Raw genomic sequence first — 18,211 nt, forward strand, 5'->3', positions numbered from 1 at the left:
CGTTCTTCCTTTGAAAAGGATTGACAGATGCTTTAAAATAGACGTAATGCCTTCATAAGCATCCTAATCGTTGTAACGCGTTTCATGTCAAGTATTTTTTTCTTATGTGAGGAGAAGCATCATGTCGAATCTTGATCAAATTGCAAAACTGGCGGGCTTTTCCAAAGCTACGGTATCCAGAGTATTAAATCAGTCACCCCATGTCAGTCACGAAACAAGAACTAAGATTTTAAAAATCATGCAGGAATTGGATTATGTTCCTAATCGGAATGCCATTTCTCTATCCAAGGGTCAGACGCTTCAGATCGGTATCATTACTTCAACTATTAATGAAATTGTTCTGGCTTTTCTGGACAGCTTTGTGGAAGTAGCCGGCCAGTATGAATTCCAAACCATTATTTATACTTCGGGAGAAGACAAAAAGAAAGAGCTTCAAGCCTTTGAGGATTTAAAAAGAAAAAGAGTCGATGCGCTGGTCATCATTTCCTGCGTGAATGACACTGATTTTTTGAGTACCTATTGCAAATATGGCCCGATCGTTTCGTGGCAACGAATGGAGCATACCGATATTCGCTCCGTCGCTATGGATCAGTATGAAGGATATATGTTAGCGCTAAAACATTTGATACAAAAAGGCTATACTCGTATAGCCAATGCTTTTGGTCGTCCGAGCAGCATCAATACCCATAGCAGACAACGAGCCTACGAACAGATCATGAGTGAGCACAATCTTCCAGTGTTGCAACACTGGAATCACTCTTCTATTTATAATATCCGTGATGGCGAACAGGTCGTACGGGATTTGTTACAGCGTCGGGAAGAATTCCCAGAGGCTATTTTATGTGCTAACGATTATGTAGCAGTGGGCATTCTCTGCGAAGCACGCAGACAACGGCTGAACGTACCGGAAGATCTGGCGATTGTCGGATTCGATAACACGGAGCTGGCGCATACGATGGGGATTACAACGATTCAAAATCCCATCATGGCTCAAGCACAAAATGCTTTTTTCATGCTTTCCCCTCAGCTGATTGGACGCCAAATGGAGCTTCATTCGCTAGAGTACTGCCTCATTGAACGTACGACCACGTAAGGTAACGATTTACTTGCAAATTAGGCAAAAGGGCCTTGATATGAAATATTTTTTGTCGAATCAGAATAAAATATGTTGAAATCGCTTTTTTTTGTGCTACAATAGCACTATATCGAAGGATTGTGACCGGTGATGCGGGCAATGCCTGAGTTCAATTGAGTGCTATTGCTAACAATAGTGTTGAATTGTGCTTAGGCATTTTTTATTGGTAAAGGATGGGAGGGGGAACTTCAATGATTATTGAGAAGGTGCTCAATAACAACGTCCTATTGACTAAAAACGATAAAGGCAAAGAGGTCATCGTGATGGGAAGAGGTATTTCCTTCAAAAAGGTGGCTGGCGATCAAGTCGATGATGATAAAATAGATAAGATTTTCATGTTAAATGAAAACGAGTTCACGGCTAAACTAACTGAGCTGCTGAACGATATTCCAGTGTCTCATCTGGAGGTAGTGAGTGAAATCGTAAAGCATGCAACGGAAGTACTGGATACGGAGTTAAGCGATAATATTTATTTAACGTTGACCGACCATATTCATTTTGCCATACAACGGCAAGAAAAAGGACTGGCACTCCAAAACGCGATGCTGTATGAAATTAAACGCTTCTACAAAAAAGAATTTGCAGTTGGACTGGATGCTCTTCAAAAAATTGAAAATACGCTCGGAGTAAAATTGGGCGAAGATGAAGCAGGATTTATTGCATTGCATATGGTGAATGCACGGATCGACGGTAACGAAATGAAATCTACACTGAAAATGACCGAGATTGTCCAACATATATTGAACATTATTACGTATCATTACGGAATTGTGCTGGATGAGTCTTCTTTTAGCTATTCGAGATTTTTGACACATTTGCAATATTTTGCGATGCGAGTGATTCGCAAAGAAGTCATTCACAGTGGTGAAGAATTTTTGTACAACCAGGTGAAGCAGACGTATACCGAAGCTTTTGCTTGTGCCCAAAAGATCAATGAGTATCTGGAAAAAACATACGATCAATATTTAAGCAAGGATGAATACGTATATCTAACTATCCATATTCATCGGGTAACTGAGCGTAATAACATATAAGATTAACAACTTCATATCCTCATCGTTCATGGATTGTGACTGGTAAGGCAGGCAAAACCTAAACTGATGGTGAAATCGACGTTCCTCTATAGGAGAGTGCGTAGTTTTCACCACGAGTTTAGGTTTTTCTTGTTTACAAGTTTAAAAAGGTGCACGCCGGCGCATCTTAGCAACAGATGTAAACAGTAAATCCTATCAGTAGCAAGAATAACCCATAAGGAGTTCTGAACATGAGTGATAAAGAACTATCTAAAAAAATAGTGACCCTCGTTGGTGGCGAAGAGAATGTCAATTCGGTATTCCATTGCGCTACACGCTTGAGATTTAAATTAAATGATCGTACAAAAGCAAACAAAGCCGCACTGGAAGCAACCCCTGGTGTCATTACAGTAGTGGAAAGCAGCGGCCAGTTTCAAGTGGTCATCGGTAACAATGTAGGTCAAGTGTTTGAGCATATGATGGCAGAAACGAATTTGCAGGATGCAGACAATCCCAATGCCAAAAAGGAAGAATCTTCCGAAAAAACGAATTTTCTTGGCAAAGCGGTCGATATCATTTCCAGCATTTTTTCTCCCATTCTTGGTGCTCTTGCCGGGGCAGGTTTGCTTAAAGGGCTACTGGCGTTAATTTTATCTTTTCAATGGATTAATGATAAAAGCGGTACGTACCTGATCCTAAGTGCAGCTTCCGACAGTGTTTTCTATTTTCTACCTGTGTTTTTGGCTATTACATCGTCCCGTAAATTTAAGACAAACACCTTTGTATCGGTGGCAATCGCTGGAGCTCTGGTCTATCCAGCAGTTATAACGGCGGTAAGCAACCCAGAAAGATTGGCGTTTTTAGGTATTCCGATCATTCTGATTAATTACAGTTCCAGTGTCATTCCAATTATTCTCGCGGTCTGGGTTCAGTCCTATGTGGAGCGCTGGTTCAATTCCTTTATCCATCAATCGGTTAAAAACATTATCGTGCCGATGCTTTCGCTCCTGGTCGTTATTCCGTTAACATTTCTGGCCTTTGGTCCAGTAGGTAACCTGATCAGTCAGGGCTTGGCAAACGGTTTTACATGGGTATACAATTTAAGCCCACTAATTGCCGGGGCTGTTGCCGGGGCATTCTGGCAAGTGTTTGTTATTTTCGGCGTACACTGGGGCTTCGTTCCGGTCATGCTGTCGAATATTGCAACATTGGGCTATGACACGATGCTTCCGATGCTTACAGCAGCCGTACTTTCTCAGGCTGGTGCAACATTGGGGGTATTCCTGAAATCCCGGAACACTCAGATGAAGGCTTTGGCAGGTTCCTCTACGCTGGCCGCTATTTTCGGGATTACAGAACCAACAATTTATGGCATAACTTTGAAATTGAAAAAGCCGTTCATTTATGCTTGTATTTCCGGGGCAATCGGCGGGGCGATTATCGCTTCTGGCGGAGCGCACGCACAATCCTTTGCATTACCGGGTCTACTGGCGTTGCCGACTTATTTCGGACCTGGATTCTTGTGGGTAGTCATCGGTTTGCTCGTTGCCTTTGTACTTGCAGTTGTATTGGTTATGATTTTGGGCTTTGATGATCCAAAAGAAGAAACTGCAAAAACAGAAGCTGCACCCGTAAAGAAAGAAGTGGCAATCGAGAAAGAAATTCTCGTAAGCCCACTGCAAGGTAAAGTATTGCCTTTGGAACAATCTTCTGATGTTGCTTTTGCTTCAGGTGCTATGGGGAAAGGAATCCTCATTGATCCTACAGAGGGTGTGCTGACATCTCCTGTCAATGGAACGATTACGACAGTATTCCCGACCGGACATGCCATCGGTATTACTTCCAATGACGGAGCAGAAATTCTGATTCACGTGGGTGTTAATACAGTGAAGCTGAAAGGACAATTCTTTGACAAGCGCGTCAAGGAAGGCGATATAGTTAAGCAAGGACAACTGTTGCTTGAATTTGATATCGAGCAAATTAAGGCAGCAGGCTATACTACGGCTACGCCGATTATCGTAACAAATTCCGCTCAATACCTGGATGTGTTGAACACAATGGAAACTGAAGTGAAGCGTGAGGATTACTTGTTGACTGTTGTGGTCTAACGTTTAACTTTCAGACTAGAGCATTTTGCATAAATCCCAGGAGCGTTTTCAAATCAGCAGTATATAGATCGAAACGCTTTAGTTCGTCTATATACTGTACTTACAAGCGTTGGGAATCGAATTATGCAAAATGCTGATTAAAGAAGCTTTCCCCATGGAAAGCTTCTTTTTTTATACATAATGAGACAAGTGTTACAGCGAAAAATGGAAATATCATTTATTGTAAGTGTAAGAATGTAAAAAAAGGAGGATTTCTGTGAAAAAAGGATATATCGCCGGGTTAAGTGTCATTGTGTTGCTTATCATTGGTATCGCTATTTCAGCTGTAGTTAAATTTCAAGACCTAGAGCAGGTTGTTCTACAAAAAGACAAAGAAATCCAAGCGAGCAAAAGCAATTACCCAGAAATATATGACCACTTGAATGCGGTTACATTTGATGGTTTTAAGAGTTTGATTCAACAGGATCAAAGTGTATTTGTCTATGTCGGCAGACCGAGTTGTGGCGACTGCAATCGGTTTGAGCCTAACTTTAACAAGATGATCGAACAGTATAATCTAGGCTCTAAAATTACTTTTTTGAACGTTCACAAAATCCATAAGGACAAGCCCCAATGGAATAAATTCAAAGAGGATTACAACGTTAAATACACCCCCACCATTGCAGAATTCAGAAACGGCAAGCTGGTTGATAAAATAGAATGGACGCCTAAAAGAGACCTCAGTACAGACGCTGTAAAAGAGTGGCTGACCTCCAAGAAACTTATTTTATAAGTCTCTTTTCTATCCATTTCATTACGCACACAAAGAACTGTTTATGCAAAAAAAGGTATTCATTCGTGTAGCGCATGAATACCTTTTTTAGGAATGTACAGGTCATCTAAGCTCTAATAAAAAATAGTTCCTACTACTCTTCACTGCCTTCTGATAAACCTCGTTCGTATCTATCAGTCCCTATATTGTAGACACTTCATAGAGTATGATCGTCAATCGAATCAGGAAATTCATATCGGATAATATCCGTTTCGGATACGATATGTCCGATTTGTGACTCAATGAATTCTAAATCTCCCTCTACTGCCCCTATAAAATGCTTTGTACCGGGTTCTATGACGATGACCTCACCAGGGCTGACTGTCTGTGTCACGCCATTGATAGAGACACTCCCGGTTCCAGAAACTATAGTCCAAACTTCTTTACGAAACTGATGCTCATGATAGCTGATAAATCTCCCATTTGAAATGACCACGCGTTTGGTCACTGTCTGCAATCCACTTGCCGCCTGTTGATGGGATAATACGGTTTGCTTTCCCCAGAAGCGCTCCTCAAAACGCGGGCCGATTTCAATTTCTGCCACCATATCCTTAATTCCTGTTGACGACTGTCGATCCGTAACCAGCACGCCATCTGGACCAGCAACGACAATAATGTCTGGAACATTCCAGATGCTAACCGGAATCTCCAGTTCATTGATGATATGCGAGTCATGTGAAGCTTCTGAAATATATCCCGGGCCACTCAGCTTCGAACTTACTTCCCGTACCAAAGAATCCCATGTGCCCAAGTCTCTCCATTCTCCATGATATGGGAGCACAGAGAGCTTATGAGTATGCTCTACTACCGCAATATCGAAGCTAGTTTTAGGCAAGTCTGCATAATTTGTCGAAAGAGATTCATAGTCGGCTGGTATACCCATTTGCTTCAGAATATCCAACAAAAAGCCTAGTCTAAAAGCAAACACCCCGCAATTCCATAAGGCCCCTTCACGGATCAACGCTTCTGAACGGATCAGATCCGGCTTTTCTACAAATGAACTAACCCTATAATATGGCTGGTCAAGTGAAGGAGAGGCTGAAGGCACGATATATCCGTATTTATCTGAGGGTTCCGTTGGGGCAGCCCCCATTAATGCGATATGGCTTCCTGATTGCTCTAATATCGAAGGAAGCCTACGCAGATGCTCGAAAAATTCATCCCCCGCATACCCGTCCACAGGCATGACCCCTACGATCTCATCGCGTGATGCGCCTGCAATGTCATGCAAGTAGGCCGTAGCCAGGGAAATGGCCGGGAAGGTATCCCGTTGAGTCGGCTCCTCAATCACTACAGCATCTCCGCCAATTTGCCCCCGAATCAGCTCGGCCTGAGTTCCACTCGTTGAAAAATAGGCCTCATCTGCCAAATTCGCCTCATCTAATTGCCTCCATATTCGTTGAAGCATACTTTCCGGCCGTTCGTCGTGACGTAGTATGGAAAGAAACTGCTTGGGGCGGTTCACATTGGATAAGGGCCATAGACGTTTACCCGAACCTCCAGATAATAAAATCATTCGCAAAGATGCAACCTTCTTCCTCTAAATTAATATTTTTCTTTCATTATAGGACTGTTCGATTTTCGCATTTCTGCCGAATACATAAGTATGTATTATCGTGGAAAATACATACTTATGCAATGTAATTGTATCTTTATCCGTACAGGAGATGTCAGTCATGCCCATAAAAATACTCATCATTGAAGATCAAAAAAGTTTGGCAGATATGATTGCTCTTCATCTGCAGGAGGAAGGCTATCATACCGAACTTATCTATGACTCTAAACTTGCAATTCCTACACTTATGCGTTTTAAGCCCGATATTATTGTGACCGCTCTAATGTTTTCCGGTAAAGTCGAATGTGCGCTGATCAGCCAAATCCGTCAATTTACTACGGTCCCTATGCTGGTCATCTCTAATAACACCCTGCTGAATATAAGAATAAAGGCTCTGGACGACGGAGCAGATGACTTCTTATGCAAACCATTCAGCCTGATAGAGTTAAATGCCCGCATCAAAGCCCTGCTGCGCCGCTGCGGCCCCAACATGCCCATTGAATCGCAAACGGTAACTCAAAAGCTTAAAAAGGTAAGAGTGTGGGTGAATGATTACCGTCATAGCCTGTTAGTCGATGACCAAGAAATAGAAGTCACTCAAATTGAATTTTCCATTATAAAAGAGATGTCCTGCAATCCAGGTAAAGTCTTTACCCGCAGCGAGCTGATGGATCGGATCAAAGGCGGAGATGGCGCTTATCTGGATCGTACCATCGACGTACATATTTCCAGCCTTCGCAAAAAAATAGAACGTGACCCTAAAAATCCTCAGCATATCCGTACCGTCTGGGGCAGAGGCTACAAATATGAGATGTAGCCGTATCATGGCTACCCATTTCCCCACTGAGCAGCTTGCTTTTTATGAAAGATTTCGCTTCTTCCATCGCCGATAAGGAAGAAAACAAGCTGCTCCACCCAGTATCCCTATGAGGAACAGTACCCAGCCGAAACGGTAGGCGGAAGCCAGAATAACGACGACTTTCCCGTTCCCGTTACCATTGGTAATGAATCCGGTAGTCACTCCATTGACGGACAGACGGGCTCGCTGATTTTCGCTACCTAGCCTGAACTCCCACAGTGGATTGGGTGATTCGGTCTCCCGGATCAGCACCTGTTCATGCGTTGGATTATATAGCGTAAAACTGCGTTCCATGGAATTTTCACGAGTTGCCTGAATGCTCTCCGATGCATGTGGAGCCATAAAAAAGGTATCCATATCCGATCCCTCAAACAACGTAAACTGATCCACTGTAATCATGGCTTGATAAGGGATGATGGAATATTGCTTCATTTGAAATAAGCCTGACTGCTTCTTGTGCGCATGCGCCAAAATCTGAAACTGCATCAAGGCAGTTCCTGCCGGAGCCTTCACAATTTGATCATAATGATTCCATTGTTCCTTATCTCTCTCCTCCACCTCATCAATATAGGAGGTTTGGAGAACCTGGGACGCTTTATTCAAAAAAATGACCTTCATATGCCGACTTCCAATTTGTTCTGATCGCGCATCCAACTGAACGGCATACTCTTGCAGCGGCTCTGCCTTCATTTTCTTGGACGCATAAATATTCCAGTCACAGGAATAGCTAGGTGCGTAACGGATAGAGAGTCCTTCGTCCTTGATTGACAGATTCGTCTGCCCAGGTCGAATATCCGCCACACATCCGACATCCGTCGTGCTCAATGATTCCTTCGTATCCTCCCCCGGCATCACCGTCACTTCCTGCGCAGCCATTCGATGAATATCTCCAAAACGGCTCAATGACGGCACCTGACTATCCAGCACAAGGGTTAAGCGATACTTCCCCTTGGTTAGGAACAGATTTTTAAATTCGACTCGGCCGTAGTCATTCAGCAGACCGGGAATTTGTATGATTTTCTTGGCAAAACCATCCTGATCGGGCACCGTTTCAATAACCTGCTTTTCAGATAAAGAGGTCGCGGGTAGCCGCTTATACGACTCCTTCGTACGAATCGTTCTGGTCAGCACCTTTCCCGTCTCTTCATTCGTCCACTTCATCGTTAATGACCCCTGGTACCCAGCGGGGAGATTAGCCAAAATAGCTGTGGCATAGGTTCCCGTTTTGGCGACTTCCACATCCCTGCTTAACGTCCCCTTCTGATAGCTGATCCCCCGCCCCATACTAAGTCTTGGTAAAGCACGTTCCGTCTGTACATTCCCTTGTGCGTTAAAATCGCTCTCTGCCTCCAAGGTGAAAAAAAGCTTGCCCCGCTTCAATGCCTGCTCCACTGGAAAAGATAGCTGATCTAGCTGATCCACAGGGACAATCGCAAATTGATTGATCGCATTAAAGCCTTGCAGGTTATTAACCGTGACTGGAGTATCTCCTTTTGGAAAAACATGTTCTCCCAGATCCACCCATTGAAATTGGTTTAAACCATCATCCTGAGTCTTGATACTAACCACTTTGTCCGGCAGTGTGACTTGTAATTTTCCGCCTGCCTTATTCATAAACACTCTAGCATATACATGCGAGGTTTGAGGTTGATCCAGTTTTTTGTGCATCGTAAACGTATTAGGCTTGCTATATTGCCCCAAATCACGCAGCTGGATATCATGAATCCACCAGTAATTTTTTTGCTGTGGACGCTGTAGGGTTAACAAATCCATTCGCATCCAATAGCTACCGGGCGGCGACACGTATTCCCCGTAAAATTTCACACTGTCAAAATTATATCCCTCCGAAGGCGCCACGACATAGCTAACCCCCAGTTCACGCATTTGCTTATCGTAAAATCTCATTTTCACATGCATTTTGTTCGTTCCGCGACCGGAAACAGTAATTTGGAACTGATACGGATTATTTTCCTTGGCTTCCAGCAAACCCGATCTAGCGACCTGCCATATATTACTCGGGTCTCCCTTCATAATTTCGCCGTGCAGAGTTGGCACATCATTCAATTCCTCACGGGGATTAGCCTGCACACTGAACAACTGCGGATTATCCGGCTTGAAGAAGGTTTCGGTCCGCAACATGGAATCAAAGTCCACGACCGTCTTCCCTTCGATACTGCTCATCTGATACGGGGCCACATCCAGCTTCTTACTGGCAAAGGTGACCGCAATCCCTGCATCCATTTCCATATCGAACGGAAAGTTCCGTATATTTTGGGAGGATAAATACCATAACCAATCGTTAGTCGAGGCAAAGGTTTTGGACCATTTTAAAAAGGCATTACCATCCTCAATGGCATCAAAAGGGCGTAAGTAATCCTCGGCTGGAAGCTGTGACAACAACAAGTCATTAAAGGACGCCGCTTCCACATAATCCCCTTTGTTAATCATCTGGATGGTTTTTAGCTCAGGCTTTAACGCACTGAACAGCACCCCAAAGCGGCTAAAATCAAAACCAGGCAGATGACTGTAGCTCTCCAGTCGGCTAAAACCGTAAGGTGTTACAATTTTACTCGCAAGGATGTTCATATAGGGCGGTGTCTGATCGAGATTGAATATGGAAAATAGCCCGTTCTGGTACGTACGTTTCAGCCCGGTCTGACCTTCCAGCTGAGACAGGTGGAAATCCTGCCGCTTCTCCTGCCCCACATATTCATCATGGTAGACCAACTGATTGACCCCAAAGGTAGAGAACAGCCAGCCTAATCGGGAGCTTAATCCGTTGTCCATGACATACTGCAGAAAATTCATATAGTATGTAATGCCGGGATCATTCCCCTCATGATGAAAGATCGTATTTTTAGGAGAAGAGTATACCTGAAAATCTCCGGTTGCCTTTTCGTTTGCGGTCTTCCCTTTATTCCATTTGGGCGTGGCTACTCCGTTATAGCTCTGAATCATATTGTCAGCAATCGGAAAGTATAATGCCTTGCTATCGAAACGATCCGGGTCAGTCAGCTTTTCAGCCATTTGACCATAAGCCTCCGGCACTTGTACCGGCTTGTAGTACCCCTCAATGAACTGAGTACGCAAGGGAGCAAAATATATCCCCAGGCACAAAACGACAATAACTACCGCCAGCTTTTTATATACCCGCTGCAACGGGGATGATCCGAACCATTCCATAAATTGAATAACACCGAAGGTCAGCAACACCCCGAAATTAAGGGCAATCAGTCCAATAAATTTGTTAGGATCACGGAAAACCGAACCAATCACAGGGGTTTTCGTAACCAAAATGACAAACCACTTGGCAATGGATGGAAACGTCGTCCCAGTAGCTGCAACCAGAAACAGCAGCGTAAGTAGCGAGAAGATCAGAATGATCGGATTTTTATGTGAACGTGTCACCATCGCATACCCGATCAATAGCAACAAAAACCCCCCTCCTACATAAAACATGACAGGCAGTGAGGACAAGGAAAACATGGGCCACCAATAGCTCAGTAAATAACCCACATTATATAAACTGCTGTTGCGGCTGAACAGAGACAACGTATCCACGACGTTAATATTATGCTGAGACGCTTGAGCGTCCATCAACATGCTACCGACATATAGAGACAACCAATAAAAACTGAGCAGACCGAAAAACACGCCAAAAATGATCCCTTTACGCAAAAAATTGCCGTATAACGGCTGCAAATAGGTGCGACCGGCCTTACGATGGGTCCAGGTCAACTTGATCAATAGCAACATGGTGAACAATCCCAAATAAATCATACCGAAGAAAAAATAATGAATTGCCGCAGCACTAACGGTGAATACCGCAGCCAACAGGAACAGGTCGATCCAGTTTCGCTGATACAACTTGTGGGGATGATAGTTTTTAATTTGTTGAATTTGAAACTTGGGGTCCACCGCACTGAAAAAGAATCGCAGCATTAACGGAAACAAGCTATATCCACAGAGCAAATAAATATGCTGAATGCGGAAAATAACCCACGGATTCAGCGCATAAAACAACGAGCCGACCATGATGGCAAAAATACGGGTCTTCGTAAAGCTTGGTGAATAATACACGCTAACCAGACGCTTGGCAAAGGCATACATCGAAAATGCCGAAACAAATAACAAGCCTGTAATAAACGACTTGAGCAAGACCGGGCCGCTTTCGTCAAATAAGAGTGACAGTCCATAGAAGGGCAAGATGTACAGGATACGTGGAGCATTGAACAAGGTCGAGGTAGACCATCGCTCGTTCCATACTCCGGTTATTTCCTCCAGATACCGATGAGAGGTGGCTCCAAAAGCAATGTCGCTAAACACAATTTGCCCTGGTCCATAGATGGGTGCAAGATATGCAACAATCGCAATCAGCATCAACATCATTGCCGCCATATCGTAGCGGTAGCGAAATATCCATTTTTTCATGCTTGTCCCCCTCTCTTGAACTTCTCGTATATCTGTCGGTTATCTTGGGCCTATCTCCTCAAACGAACGATTGCCTGCAAGCCCTGATCGGTATTACGCAGCTTTAAACGACCGCCTATGGTCTTCAGGTATGCATCCATATGATACAGGCTGAACGCATGCTCCTGGGAGTTTTGGGAATAGTCTGGCTGGAAATAGCTCCAACGCATTTTATCATCAATCCCGCCGCCCGTGTCTTCAATGTTAATAATAATTTCTCCTTCTTCCAGCCGTGAACTAACCTTAAGCACTTGAGATTGCCGCTTGGACCGCAGACCTGTTCGGCCCTTTTCCTGATTCTCAGGCTGCTCTCCACCTTGGCCCATGGCCTGAACTGCATTTTCCAGCAGCCCCTGAATCGTTTTGTACAGCATGGGTGCTTGTGCTGCAATCGATGGAACAGGCTCTTGCCGCAAGATCACTTGAATGTTCTTCATGTTCAATGAACGGTTCGCCCATTTCAGCGACTCAGACAATACTTCATTCATATCTGTAAAGCTAATTCCACTATTATCATGCATCTTCTCTTCCAGCTCATCGCGCAAGCTACGGACTCCCGTCAGTAACTCTCCCAGTGAGGATTCCTGTCTGAGACGACCCTGGATGAAATTTTCATTCAACTCGCGAAAATACTCCAGTTCCTCATGAGAGGCTCCTTTTCCCTGACTGGAAGCCGCTTCAAAACGGTTTGCTAGATCATGATAAAATCCCAGCAGCTTCAAATCATCACCGCCTGTGAGACGGCTAGTCTGCTCTTGCAGCTCTTGTAGCTGCTGCTCAATCGTCTGCATTAACGGCAAATAATACGTGTCCTGCTGCTGTCGCATATCTTCATCTCGCCGTTGGTCACGCACCTGATTGTTCACGATGGCATCCTTTACAATCCTTTTGCGGAACTGTACGAGCATGGCCCACAGAATGAACAATATCAGAACCATGACCATCCACAATTGTTTGCGGAAGGAGCTGATTCGCTGTGCTGTATCCTCGCTTACATCCTTAACCGATATGTAAAGGGCCTCTTCCCCAATCCGGCTGAATCCTATTCCGTGTTTCTCACCGTCATCTTCAATGACACCTGTATTGCCCTCCAGCAGCCTACGGGTTACGCCCGTGATGTCCGTTCGGTTAATATCCGAAGTACTTCGGGAAGCTACGACCTTAAATTGACCGTTATAAAATAAAGTCTCATGCTGGTTAACCGGTTTACTTTTAATAATCCCGCTGAGCATATCAGCGTCAACCGTGCGCACCATAAAACCGCCCATCTGCGCTCCTTGAATCCTGCATGCTATATACTGGGCAGGCTGATGATCCTCTGTCACAAAAGAGCTTACTGCACAACCATTTTGCAGCCATTTAATCTGCTGGACCGCACTTTTCATCTCACGATTGTCTCGCCCGACCATCACATGATACTGCTCATCCAGCACATAAAAGGCCCCGCCGCTTTCACGCTTAAACCCTTCAGGATACTGGCGTGTTCCCTGATTCAGCATATCTCTGCCCAGACTGGACGACAGCTCCTTCAGTTCAGTCTGCCATGCGGCATAACGCTCGGTTATGCTGCTGGAAAGTTCCTGTACCTCATACTGGAGCTGCTCGTTCTGAATCTCCGCCAAGTGACCACTGAATTGCCGCACAACAAACCATTGAAGCACAGCGGCCAAGAACAATGTCACACCCAGAACGATCAGGTACAGGATCAGCTTTTGCCAACCTGGTTTCAACAAAGCCCATTGCTTCATGCTTCCCTGTCCCCTCCATTCTGTTCAAGACGGCTCAAAATAGCCTGCATCAGGCATTCCAGCTCGTAGCTGACCAGCGGTAGCCGTGCGCACAGCAACCGGGGAGTACGGCGCTGGAGTGCAGCAAACCTCGCAGCGGTTTCCGTTGCCCCGTCCGTCAGTAGGATCAACTCACATGTTTTTGCGATATATAAGCGATCCAGCTCTTCCTCGCCGTATTCTCGCAGATCAACAACGTAAATATCATGACGATCGTCCATATGCTGAAGTGCGCTGGAGACAGCCAGGGTCACTCCTGTATGCCGTGCAGCATGATACTGATGAAGGAGACGCATACCTTTTTCCCAGAGGGCATGTTCAGCCGAATCAAATCGTTCACAAAAAAGACGCAATGCCCGTTCTGTATTGACATCTTTCAAAAATGCCAAAACGCTGATATTATACATGTAGTTCCTCATTTCTTACTTCCTGATTGGAGTTGCGCAGTTCTTATGACACCCCAAAACATTCTATTTGTTGACGACAGCCCTATGGTTCTGTCCCTGCTTGAACGGACCTTGACGCAAGAAGCATTCACCTTACATACCGCTCACACGCCCAAAGAAGCCTTACAAGTGCTGGAACAGCACCCGATTGATGTGGTAGTTTCCGATCTGCTCATGCCTGGTCTGGATGGGATTACCTTCCTTCGCATGATTAAGAAGGATTATCCACATATCGTACGAATTATTTTGTCTGGTCACCTGCATACGCAGTCCATTTTATCGGCGATTAACCAAGTCGGTGTGTTCCGTTTTTTGACGAAACCGCTGGAGCTGGATGATGATACGCTAAAAAAAATACTGTATGAGGCGCTTGATCAGGCCAAACTCAACCGAAACAGCCTACATGCAGACCAGAACGTAGCTTCCAACCTGTCAGTTTTTATAGACAGCATTTTGAATGCACCGTACCGACCCTATGTGCTGCTGAATGAACAAGATATCGTAACCGCTGTACACATTGCACTCGCTGAGCTGTATCCTGTCGGCTGCTCACTACGTCATCCTGACGGCGAAGGTATTCAGTTAACCACGCATTCATTATATATACCGTATGAGGAGTCGGAATCTTCCGATCCCGACTTATACACGCTGGATACACTGACCCTCGGCCATTCATCGTTACGCCTTATCCGCCTTAGCGAGATCGCCTGAGTGACGGGTGCCGCCCTTTAACACGGCGGCTACCCCAATCACAGTCAGGCATACATACATCCACAACATCCCCATCGTCAGCAAGGGGTGACGGATATAGTTTTTCAAATTCCCCCATGTATACAGCACCGGACGGAAGAAGTACCAACGTTCCAGCGCTTTTCGCAATCCGCCCTCTTCAGATGACATCGTACGATCCATCACCGAAAAGTAGTAGGCTTTTTTACGTAATACATCGTGCAGATACACCTGTTTTTCATCATGGTATACCCGTGTAAATACCGCCCGACGAATGACTCCGCCAGACTCTATATAACGCAAGGTCGGCTGTATTTCTTCAAAAGCAATTTGCTCCGCATTAAACCCGCCCGTCGATTCGTAAGCGCTCATTCGCCAGAAGCGTGCGGCTTCAATGGAGCGTTTTCCCAAGGTTTCACCCGCATTGTTAATCACATTTCGCTCAAAAACTTTCACTTTGGAAAAAAAATTATTTGCTTCCGAATACGCCTCTTCCGGAACGACCAAGGCGCCAATATCCTGATGATCGTCAAAAAAGTCAATGCTCTGCTGAATCAGATGTTCGGCTAAAATCATATCGGAATCCAATACAAATATGTATTCGGCACCCAAGCGTTTCGCTTCCTCAACCGCCCTGACCCTAGCGACTCCCCGCTCCCCATGGGGAAGCTCCAATACCGTTACGGGTACTGAACTCCCTACCGACAGCATACGAATCGTCTCAACGGTCCGGTCATTGGAGCCATCATCAGCAATTACAATATGCAGATCCTTGTAATTTTGCCCCATACAGCTTCGCAAACAAGGCTCTATCGTCCGTTCATTGTTGTACGTGGAGAAGAGAATGACCACTTTGTCCACTCTGTTCCGCCTCCTCTACCCAATCTTCCATCAACTGCTCAAACGCAGCAGCCGTATGATCAAAATGGAATCTTAACGCATATTGATACGCCCGCTCACGGATGGCCATGTAATCTTCGCCGCCCTTTGCTGCTCTTTCCATTTGTTCAGATAATCCTCGGATGTCGCCGTGAAAGCATAGATACCCGCTCTTCCCAAAATCCGTTGCATCCACCAGACCCGGTGAATTGCTGACAATGCTAGGGGTTCCAACGGCTGCCGCTTCGGTAATCGTCAAACCCCAGCCTTCACGTAAGGAAGGAAATACGAGCGCGTGGGCACGACTCATCAGCTCCAGCTTATGCTCTGCTGAAACAAATCCGTAAAAGGTAATATCGGCTTGCGATTGCCCCTGTTCATCCGGTTCTCCGTATGTCAAACCATACTGTTTCATAATCGGCACTAATTGTTCTGCCACATAGGTTTTATCGGTTTTTCCGGCAATCCATAACATAGCCTGAGGGAACTTTTCCTTGAGCTGCCCAAAGGCCTCAACGACCAGATCAATACCTTTATATTTGACGAAGCGCCCAGCATACATGAAGGTCGGATTAGGCTCCTTCGTTAAAAATTGTTCGCGCGGCCAATGATCAAACTCAATGCCTTCCGGTAAAAGATGAACACGATCCGGGTGAAAGCCCAGCTTAAGCAGATCATATCGGGTAGACGGAGATACCGTAAGCGTCCGATCCTTACGAGCCAGCTTAAGCATCAAGGGCTCCATATGAAACCCAATAACATTTAGCGGGAATTTGGCGTTCTCAAACCATATTTCCCTTGTTAGTTGATGTATGAAAAAGATCCTCTTGGATGCCTCCACCCAAAACCGGGTAAAGAATTGATGCGTATTCGCCTGGTTAATCACATAATCGATCTTCCCTCGATGACGACGGTAATAGCGCATCGCATAATAAATAACACTGTATATGTTCCCTTTTCGAATATACGTAATACCGTCAATAATTTCATGCTCAGGCATCCCCTCAAATTGGGGTGAAAAATGAATGAACTGGAAACGTCCTTGCTGTGAGCGTTTAAGCATTTCATGGGTAAAAATTTCTGCTCCCCCGCTTTTAGGTGAACGAATGTCACGCCAGGAAAGCAATAGAACTACGGTTTTACCGTCCTGTTCATGTATGGTATTCATGGGGTAAATCCCCCTTTATCTTTATTTTGAACAAATGCACATAGGCGTCTATCACAAAGTAGAGAGCCATAACCCCGTAAACTATGAACTCAGATAGCAAAAAATCTACCGGATCTGTGTGGGCAATATGAAAGGCTACTAATAAAGCCGCGGCTCCTGCCATCAGACTGAACATAAATTTTCGTCTGCCCACCAATACGTGCACATGCACAAAAAACAGCACGATGGAAAATAGCCAGTACACCCATCCTCCCCATGGAATATAGGCCTCGGCCGATTGGTAAGAGGCTCCGAATAATATGGGAATAGAGGAAGGGAACACAAAGGTCGTGCCCACATATACACAGATTGCAGCTATAGCCATTAAACCGGCATAGACGGCAATCAACTTGCCCAAAGCTTGGCGGTCATGCCCCTGCGCACCGATCTTTGGAATAAAGGCAGCAATTAGACTATACGAAACGTAATAGACCAACTGGCTGTACTTCAGCGCAATGGCATAGCTGCTGGCCTGCTCAGGAAAGTAATGCTGTACATACAACATGTCGATGGAGATACAAAACAAAATGAATAAATTCGTCATAAGGCTATCGGTGAAATCCTGACCCAATGATTTCCATAGCCCAGAAGGGATATGTTCTCCACTGTATGTGAATAAGGACAAGCCACGAGCCGAAACGATCCAGCCGTGGAGCAGCGACAGCAACATTCCTCCACAGCTTGCTAACAGTAGGGCTTCCAGCTTTAACCCCAGTGCAGCCAGAACAAAAAACAGGCTCAGCTTCCCTAATACCTCAATGTAATAGTTCACATTGAGCGCCAACATGCGTTCCCTGCCCTGTAAATCTCCGCGGCACGAACTTACAAGAATATGCAGTCCGATCAAGCCATACAGCATGAACAGCGGGCCGGATTCGACGCCTAATAGCGAACGCAGTAACGGATGAAAGATGAGTAAAATGATCATGGCAAGCACGGTTAGCACCAGAGGTGCTTTGAGTAATAAAGAACCGAGCGGTAAGCTTCGTAGCGCAAGCTTTTGGTCTCCCTTAGAGACCAGTTTGGCGGTTAATAGCTGGATGGATAAACCCAAAACGGATAAAAGTGCAAAAAGTGCCAGCAGCGCATTCGCCTGGCCATAAGCTTGTCCGGTAAGATACCAACTCGCTGCAATGTGGAAGAAAAAATTAAATCCGTTAAGCAGCACATTAAAGAGAGGGAACATCAACGATCGCAATCGGTTGTTCACGT

At 45.1% G+C, this 18,211-nt stretch carries 13 protein-coding genes; 6 read left to right on the forward strand and 7 right to left on the reverse strand.

Annotated features, from left to right (window positions below):
- Positions 1-121: 121 nt before the first annotated feature.
- From ACUUJN_RS20520 to ACUUJN_RS20535, 4 genes are all read left to right on the forward strand, one after another.
- Positions 122-1,093 (forward strand): LacI family DNA-binding transcriptional regulator, encoded by a 972-nt coding sequence (locus ACUUJN_RS20520; protein ID WP_023990000.1) that lies wholly within the window; start codon positions 122-124, stop codon positions 1,091-1,093.
- Between the two features lie 233 nt (positions 1,094-1,326).
- The gene (licT, locus tag ACUUJN_RS20525; protein ID WP_028541551.1) at positions 1,327-2,169 is read left to right on the forward strand and encodes a BglG family transcription antiterminator LicT; all 843 of its coding nucleotides are present in this window, start codon (positions 1,327-1,329) and stop codon (positions 2,167-2,169) included.
- A gap of 230 nt (positions 2,170-2,399) precedes the next feature.
- Positions 2,400-4,256: a beta-glucoside-specific PTS transporter subunit IIABC gene (locus tag ACUUJN_RS20530; RefSeq protein ID WP_484668871.1), complete on the forward strand. Its 1,857-nt coding sequence runs from the start codon at positions 2,400-2,402 to the stop codon at positions 4,254-4,256.
- Positions 4,257-4,512: 256 nt separating this feature from the next.
- Entirely contained in the window at positions 4,513-5,028 is a 516-nt protein-coding gene (locus ACUUJN_RS20535) for a thioredoxin family protein (protein ID WP_023990003.1), read from the forward strand.
- A gap of 196 nt (positions 5,029-5,224) precedes the next feature.
- On the opposite strand, the gene ACUUJN_RS20540 is transcribed toward ACUUJN_RS20535, so the two are convergent.
- Positions 5,225-6,583, reverse strand: coding sequence for a sugar phosphate nucleotidyltransferase (locus ACUUJN_RS20540; protein WP_338533717.1), 1,359 nt, complete (start codon positions 6,581-6,583; stop codon positions 5,225-5,227).
- A 160-nt stretch (positions 6,584-6,743) separates the two neighbouring features.
- Here ACUUJN_RS20540 and ACUUJN_RS20545 point away from each other — a divergent pair, with 160 nt between their 5' ends.
- Positions 6,744-7,439 carry a response regulator transcription factor gene (locus tag ACUUJN_RS20545; RefSeq protein ID WP_023990005.1) on the forward strand — a complete coding sequence of 232 codons (696 nt, stop codon included), beginning with the start codon at positions 6,744-6,746 and terminating at the stop codon, positions 7,437-7,439.
- Between the two features lie 42 nt (positions 7,440-7,481).
- On the opposite strand, the gene ACUUJN_RS20550 is transcribed toward ACUUJN_RS20545, so the two are convergent.
- From ACUUJN_RS20550 to ACUUJN_RS20560, 3 genes are read right to left on the reverse strand one after another with little or no spacing between them, the layout of a single operon-like run.
- Entirely contained in the window at positions 7,482-11,912 is a 4,431-nt protein-coding gene (locus ACUUJN_RS20550) for a hypothetical protein (RefSeq protein WP_484668872.1), read from the reverse strand.
- A 50-nt stretch (positions 11,913-11,962) separates the two neighbouring features.
- Positions 11,963-13,699, reverse strand: a complete 1,737-nt coding sequence (locus ACUUJN_RS20555) for an ATP-binding protein (protein WP_023990007.1) — start codon at positions 13,697-13,699, stop codon at positions 11,963-11,965.
- Entirely contained in the window at positions 13,696-14,145 is a 450-nt protein-coding gene (locus tag ACUUJN_RS20560; protein WP_023990008.1) for a hypothetical protein, read from the reverse strand. The genes ACUUJN_RS20555 and ACUUJN_RS20560 overlap by 4 nt, the downstream gene beginning before the upstream one ends.
- 45 nt (positions 14,146-14,190) lie before the next feature.
- Here ACUUJN_RS20560 and ACUUJN_RS20565 point away from each other — a divergent pair, with 45 nt between their 5' ends.
- Positions 14,191-14,895, forward strand: a complete 705-nt coding sequence (locus tag ACUUJN_RS20565; protein ID WP_023990009.1) for a response regulator — start codon at positions 14,191-14,193, stop codon at positions 14,893-14,895.
- Here the strand turns inward: ACUUJN_RS20565 and ACUUJN_RS20570 are convergent.
- The 3 genes from ACUUJN_RS20570 to ACUUJN_RS20580 are packed head-to-tail and all read right to left on the reverse strand — an operon-like array spanning position 14,863 to position 18,209.
- The gene (locus ACUUJN_RS20570; RefSeq protein ID WP_160789922.1) at positions 14,863-15,774 is read right to left on the reverse strand and encodes a glycosyltransferase; all 912 of its coding nucleotides are present in this window, start codon (positions 15,772-15,774) and stop codon (positions 14,863-14,865) included. The two genes, ACUUJN_RS20565 and ACUUJN_RS20570, sit on opposite strands and share 33 nt — an antisense overlap.
- Positions 15,734-16,960, reverse strand: coding sequence for a glycosyltransferase family 4 protein (locus ACUUJN_RS20575; protein WP_023990011.1), 1,227 nt, complete (start codon positions 16,958-16,960; stop codon positions 15,734-15,736). Before ACUUJN_RS20575 ends, ACUUJN_RS20570 begins: the two co-directional genes overlap by 41 nt.
- Complete coding sequence (locus tag ACUUJN_RS20580; RefSeq protein WP_053325987.1) at positions 16,944-18,209, reverse strand: polysaccharide biosynthesis protein; 1,266 nt, start codon at positions 18,207-18,209, stop codon at positions 16,944-16,946. The genes ACUUJN_RS20575 and ACUUJN_RS20580 overlap by 17 nt, the downstream gene beginning before the upstream one ends.
- Between the last annotated feature and the right edge of the window lie 2 nt (positions 18,210-18,211).

It is taken from the genome of Paenibacillus sp. LRG-1 (genome assembly GCF_057220305.1).

What these genes read in the sequence shown, in the direction of transcription:
- ACUUJN_RS20520 (WP_023990000.1), top strand. Translation starts at nt 122, where the DNA reads ATGTCGAATCTTGATCAAATTGCAAAACTGGCGGGCTTTTCCAAAGCT.
- licT (WP_028541551.1), top strand. Translation starts at nt 1,327, where the DNA reads ATGATTATTGAGAAGGTGCTCAATAACAACGTCCTATTGACTAAAAAC.
- ACUUJN_RS20530 (WP_484668871.1), top strand. Translation starts at nt 2,400, where the DNA reads ATGAGTGATAAAGAACTATCTAAAAAAATAGTGACCCTCGTTGGTGGC.
- ACUUJN_RS20540 (WP_338533717.1), bottom strand. Translation starts at nt 6,583, where the DNA reads ATGATTTTATTATCTGGAGGTTCGGGTAAACGTCTATGGCCCTTATCC.
- ACUUJN_RS20545 (WP_023990005.1), top strand. Translation starts at nt 6,744, where the DNA reads ATGCCCATAAAAATACTCATCATTGAAGATCAAAAAAGTTTGGCAGAT.
- ACUUJN_RS20550 (WP_484668872.1), bottom strand. Translation starts at nt 11,912, where the DNA reads ATGAAAAAATGGATATTTCGCTACCGCTACGATATGGCGGCAATGATG.
- ACUUJN_RS20555 (WP_023990007.1), bottom strand. Translation starts at nt 13,699, where the DNA reads ATGAAGCAATGGGCTTTGTTGAAACCAGGTTGGCAAAAGCTGATCCTG.
- ACUUJN_RS20560 (WP_023990008.1), bottom strand. Translation starts at nt 14,145, where the DNA reads ATGTATAATATCAGCGTTTTGGCATTTTTGAAAGATGTCAATACAGAA.
- ACUUJN_RS20565 (WP_023990009.1), top strand. Translation starts at nt 14,191, where the DNA reads ATGACACCCCAAAACATTCTATTTGTTGACGACAGCCCTATGGTTCTG.
- ACUUJN_RS20575 (WP_023990011.1), bottom strand. Translation starts at nt 16,960, where the DNA reads ATGAATACCATACATGAACAGGACGGTAAAACCGTAGTTCTATTGCTT.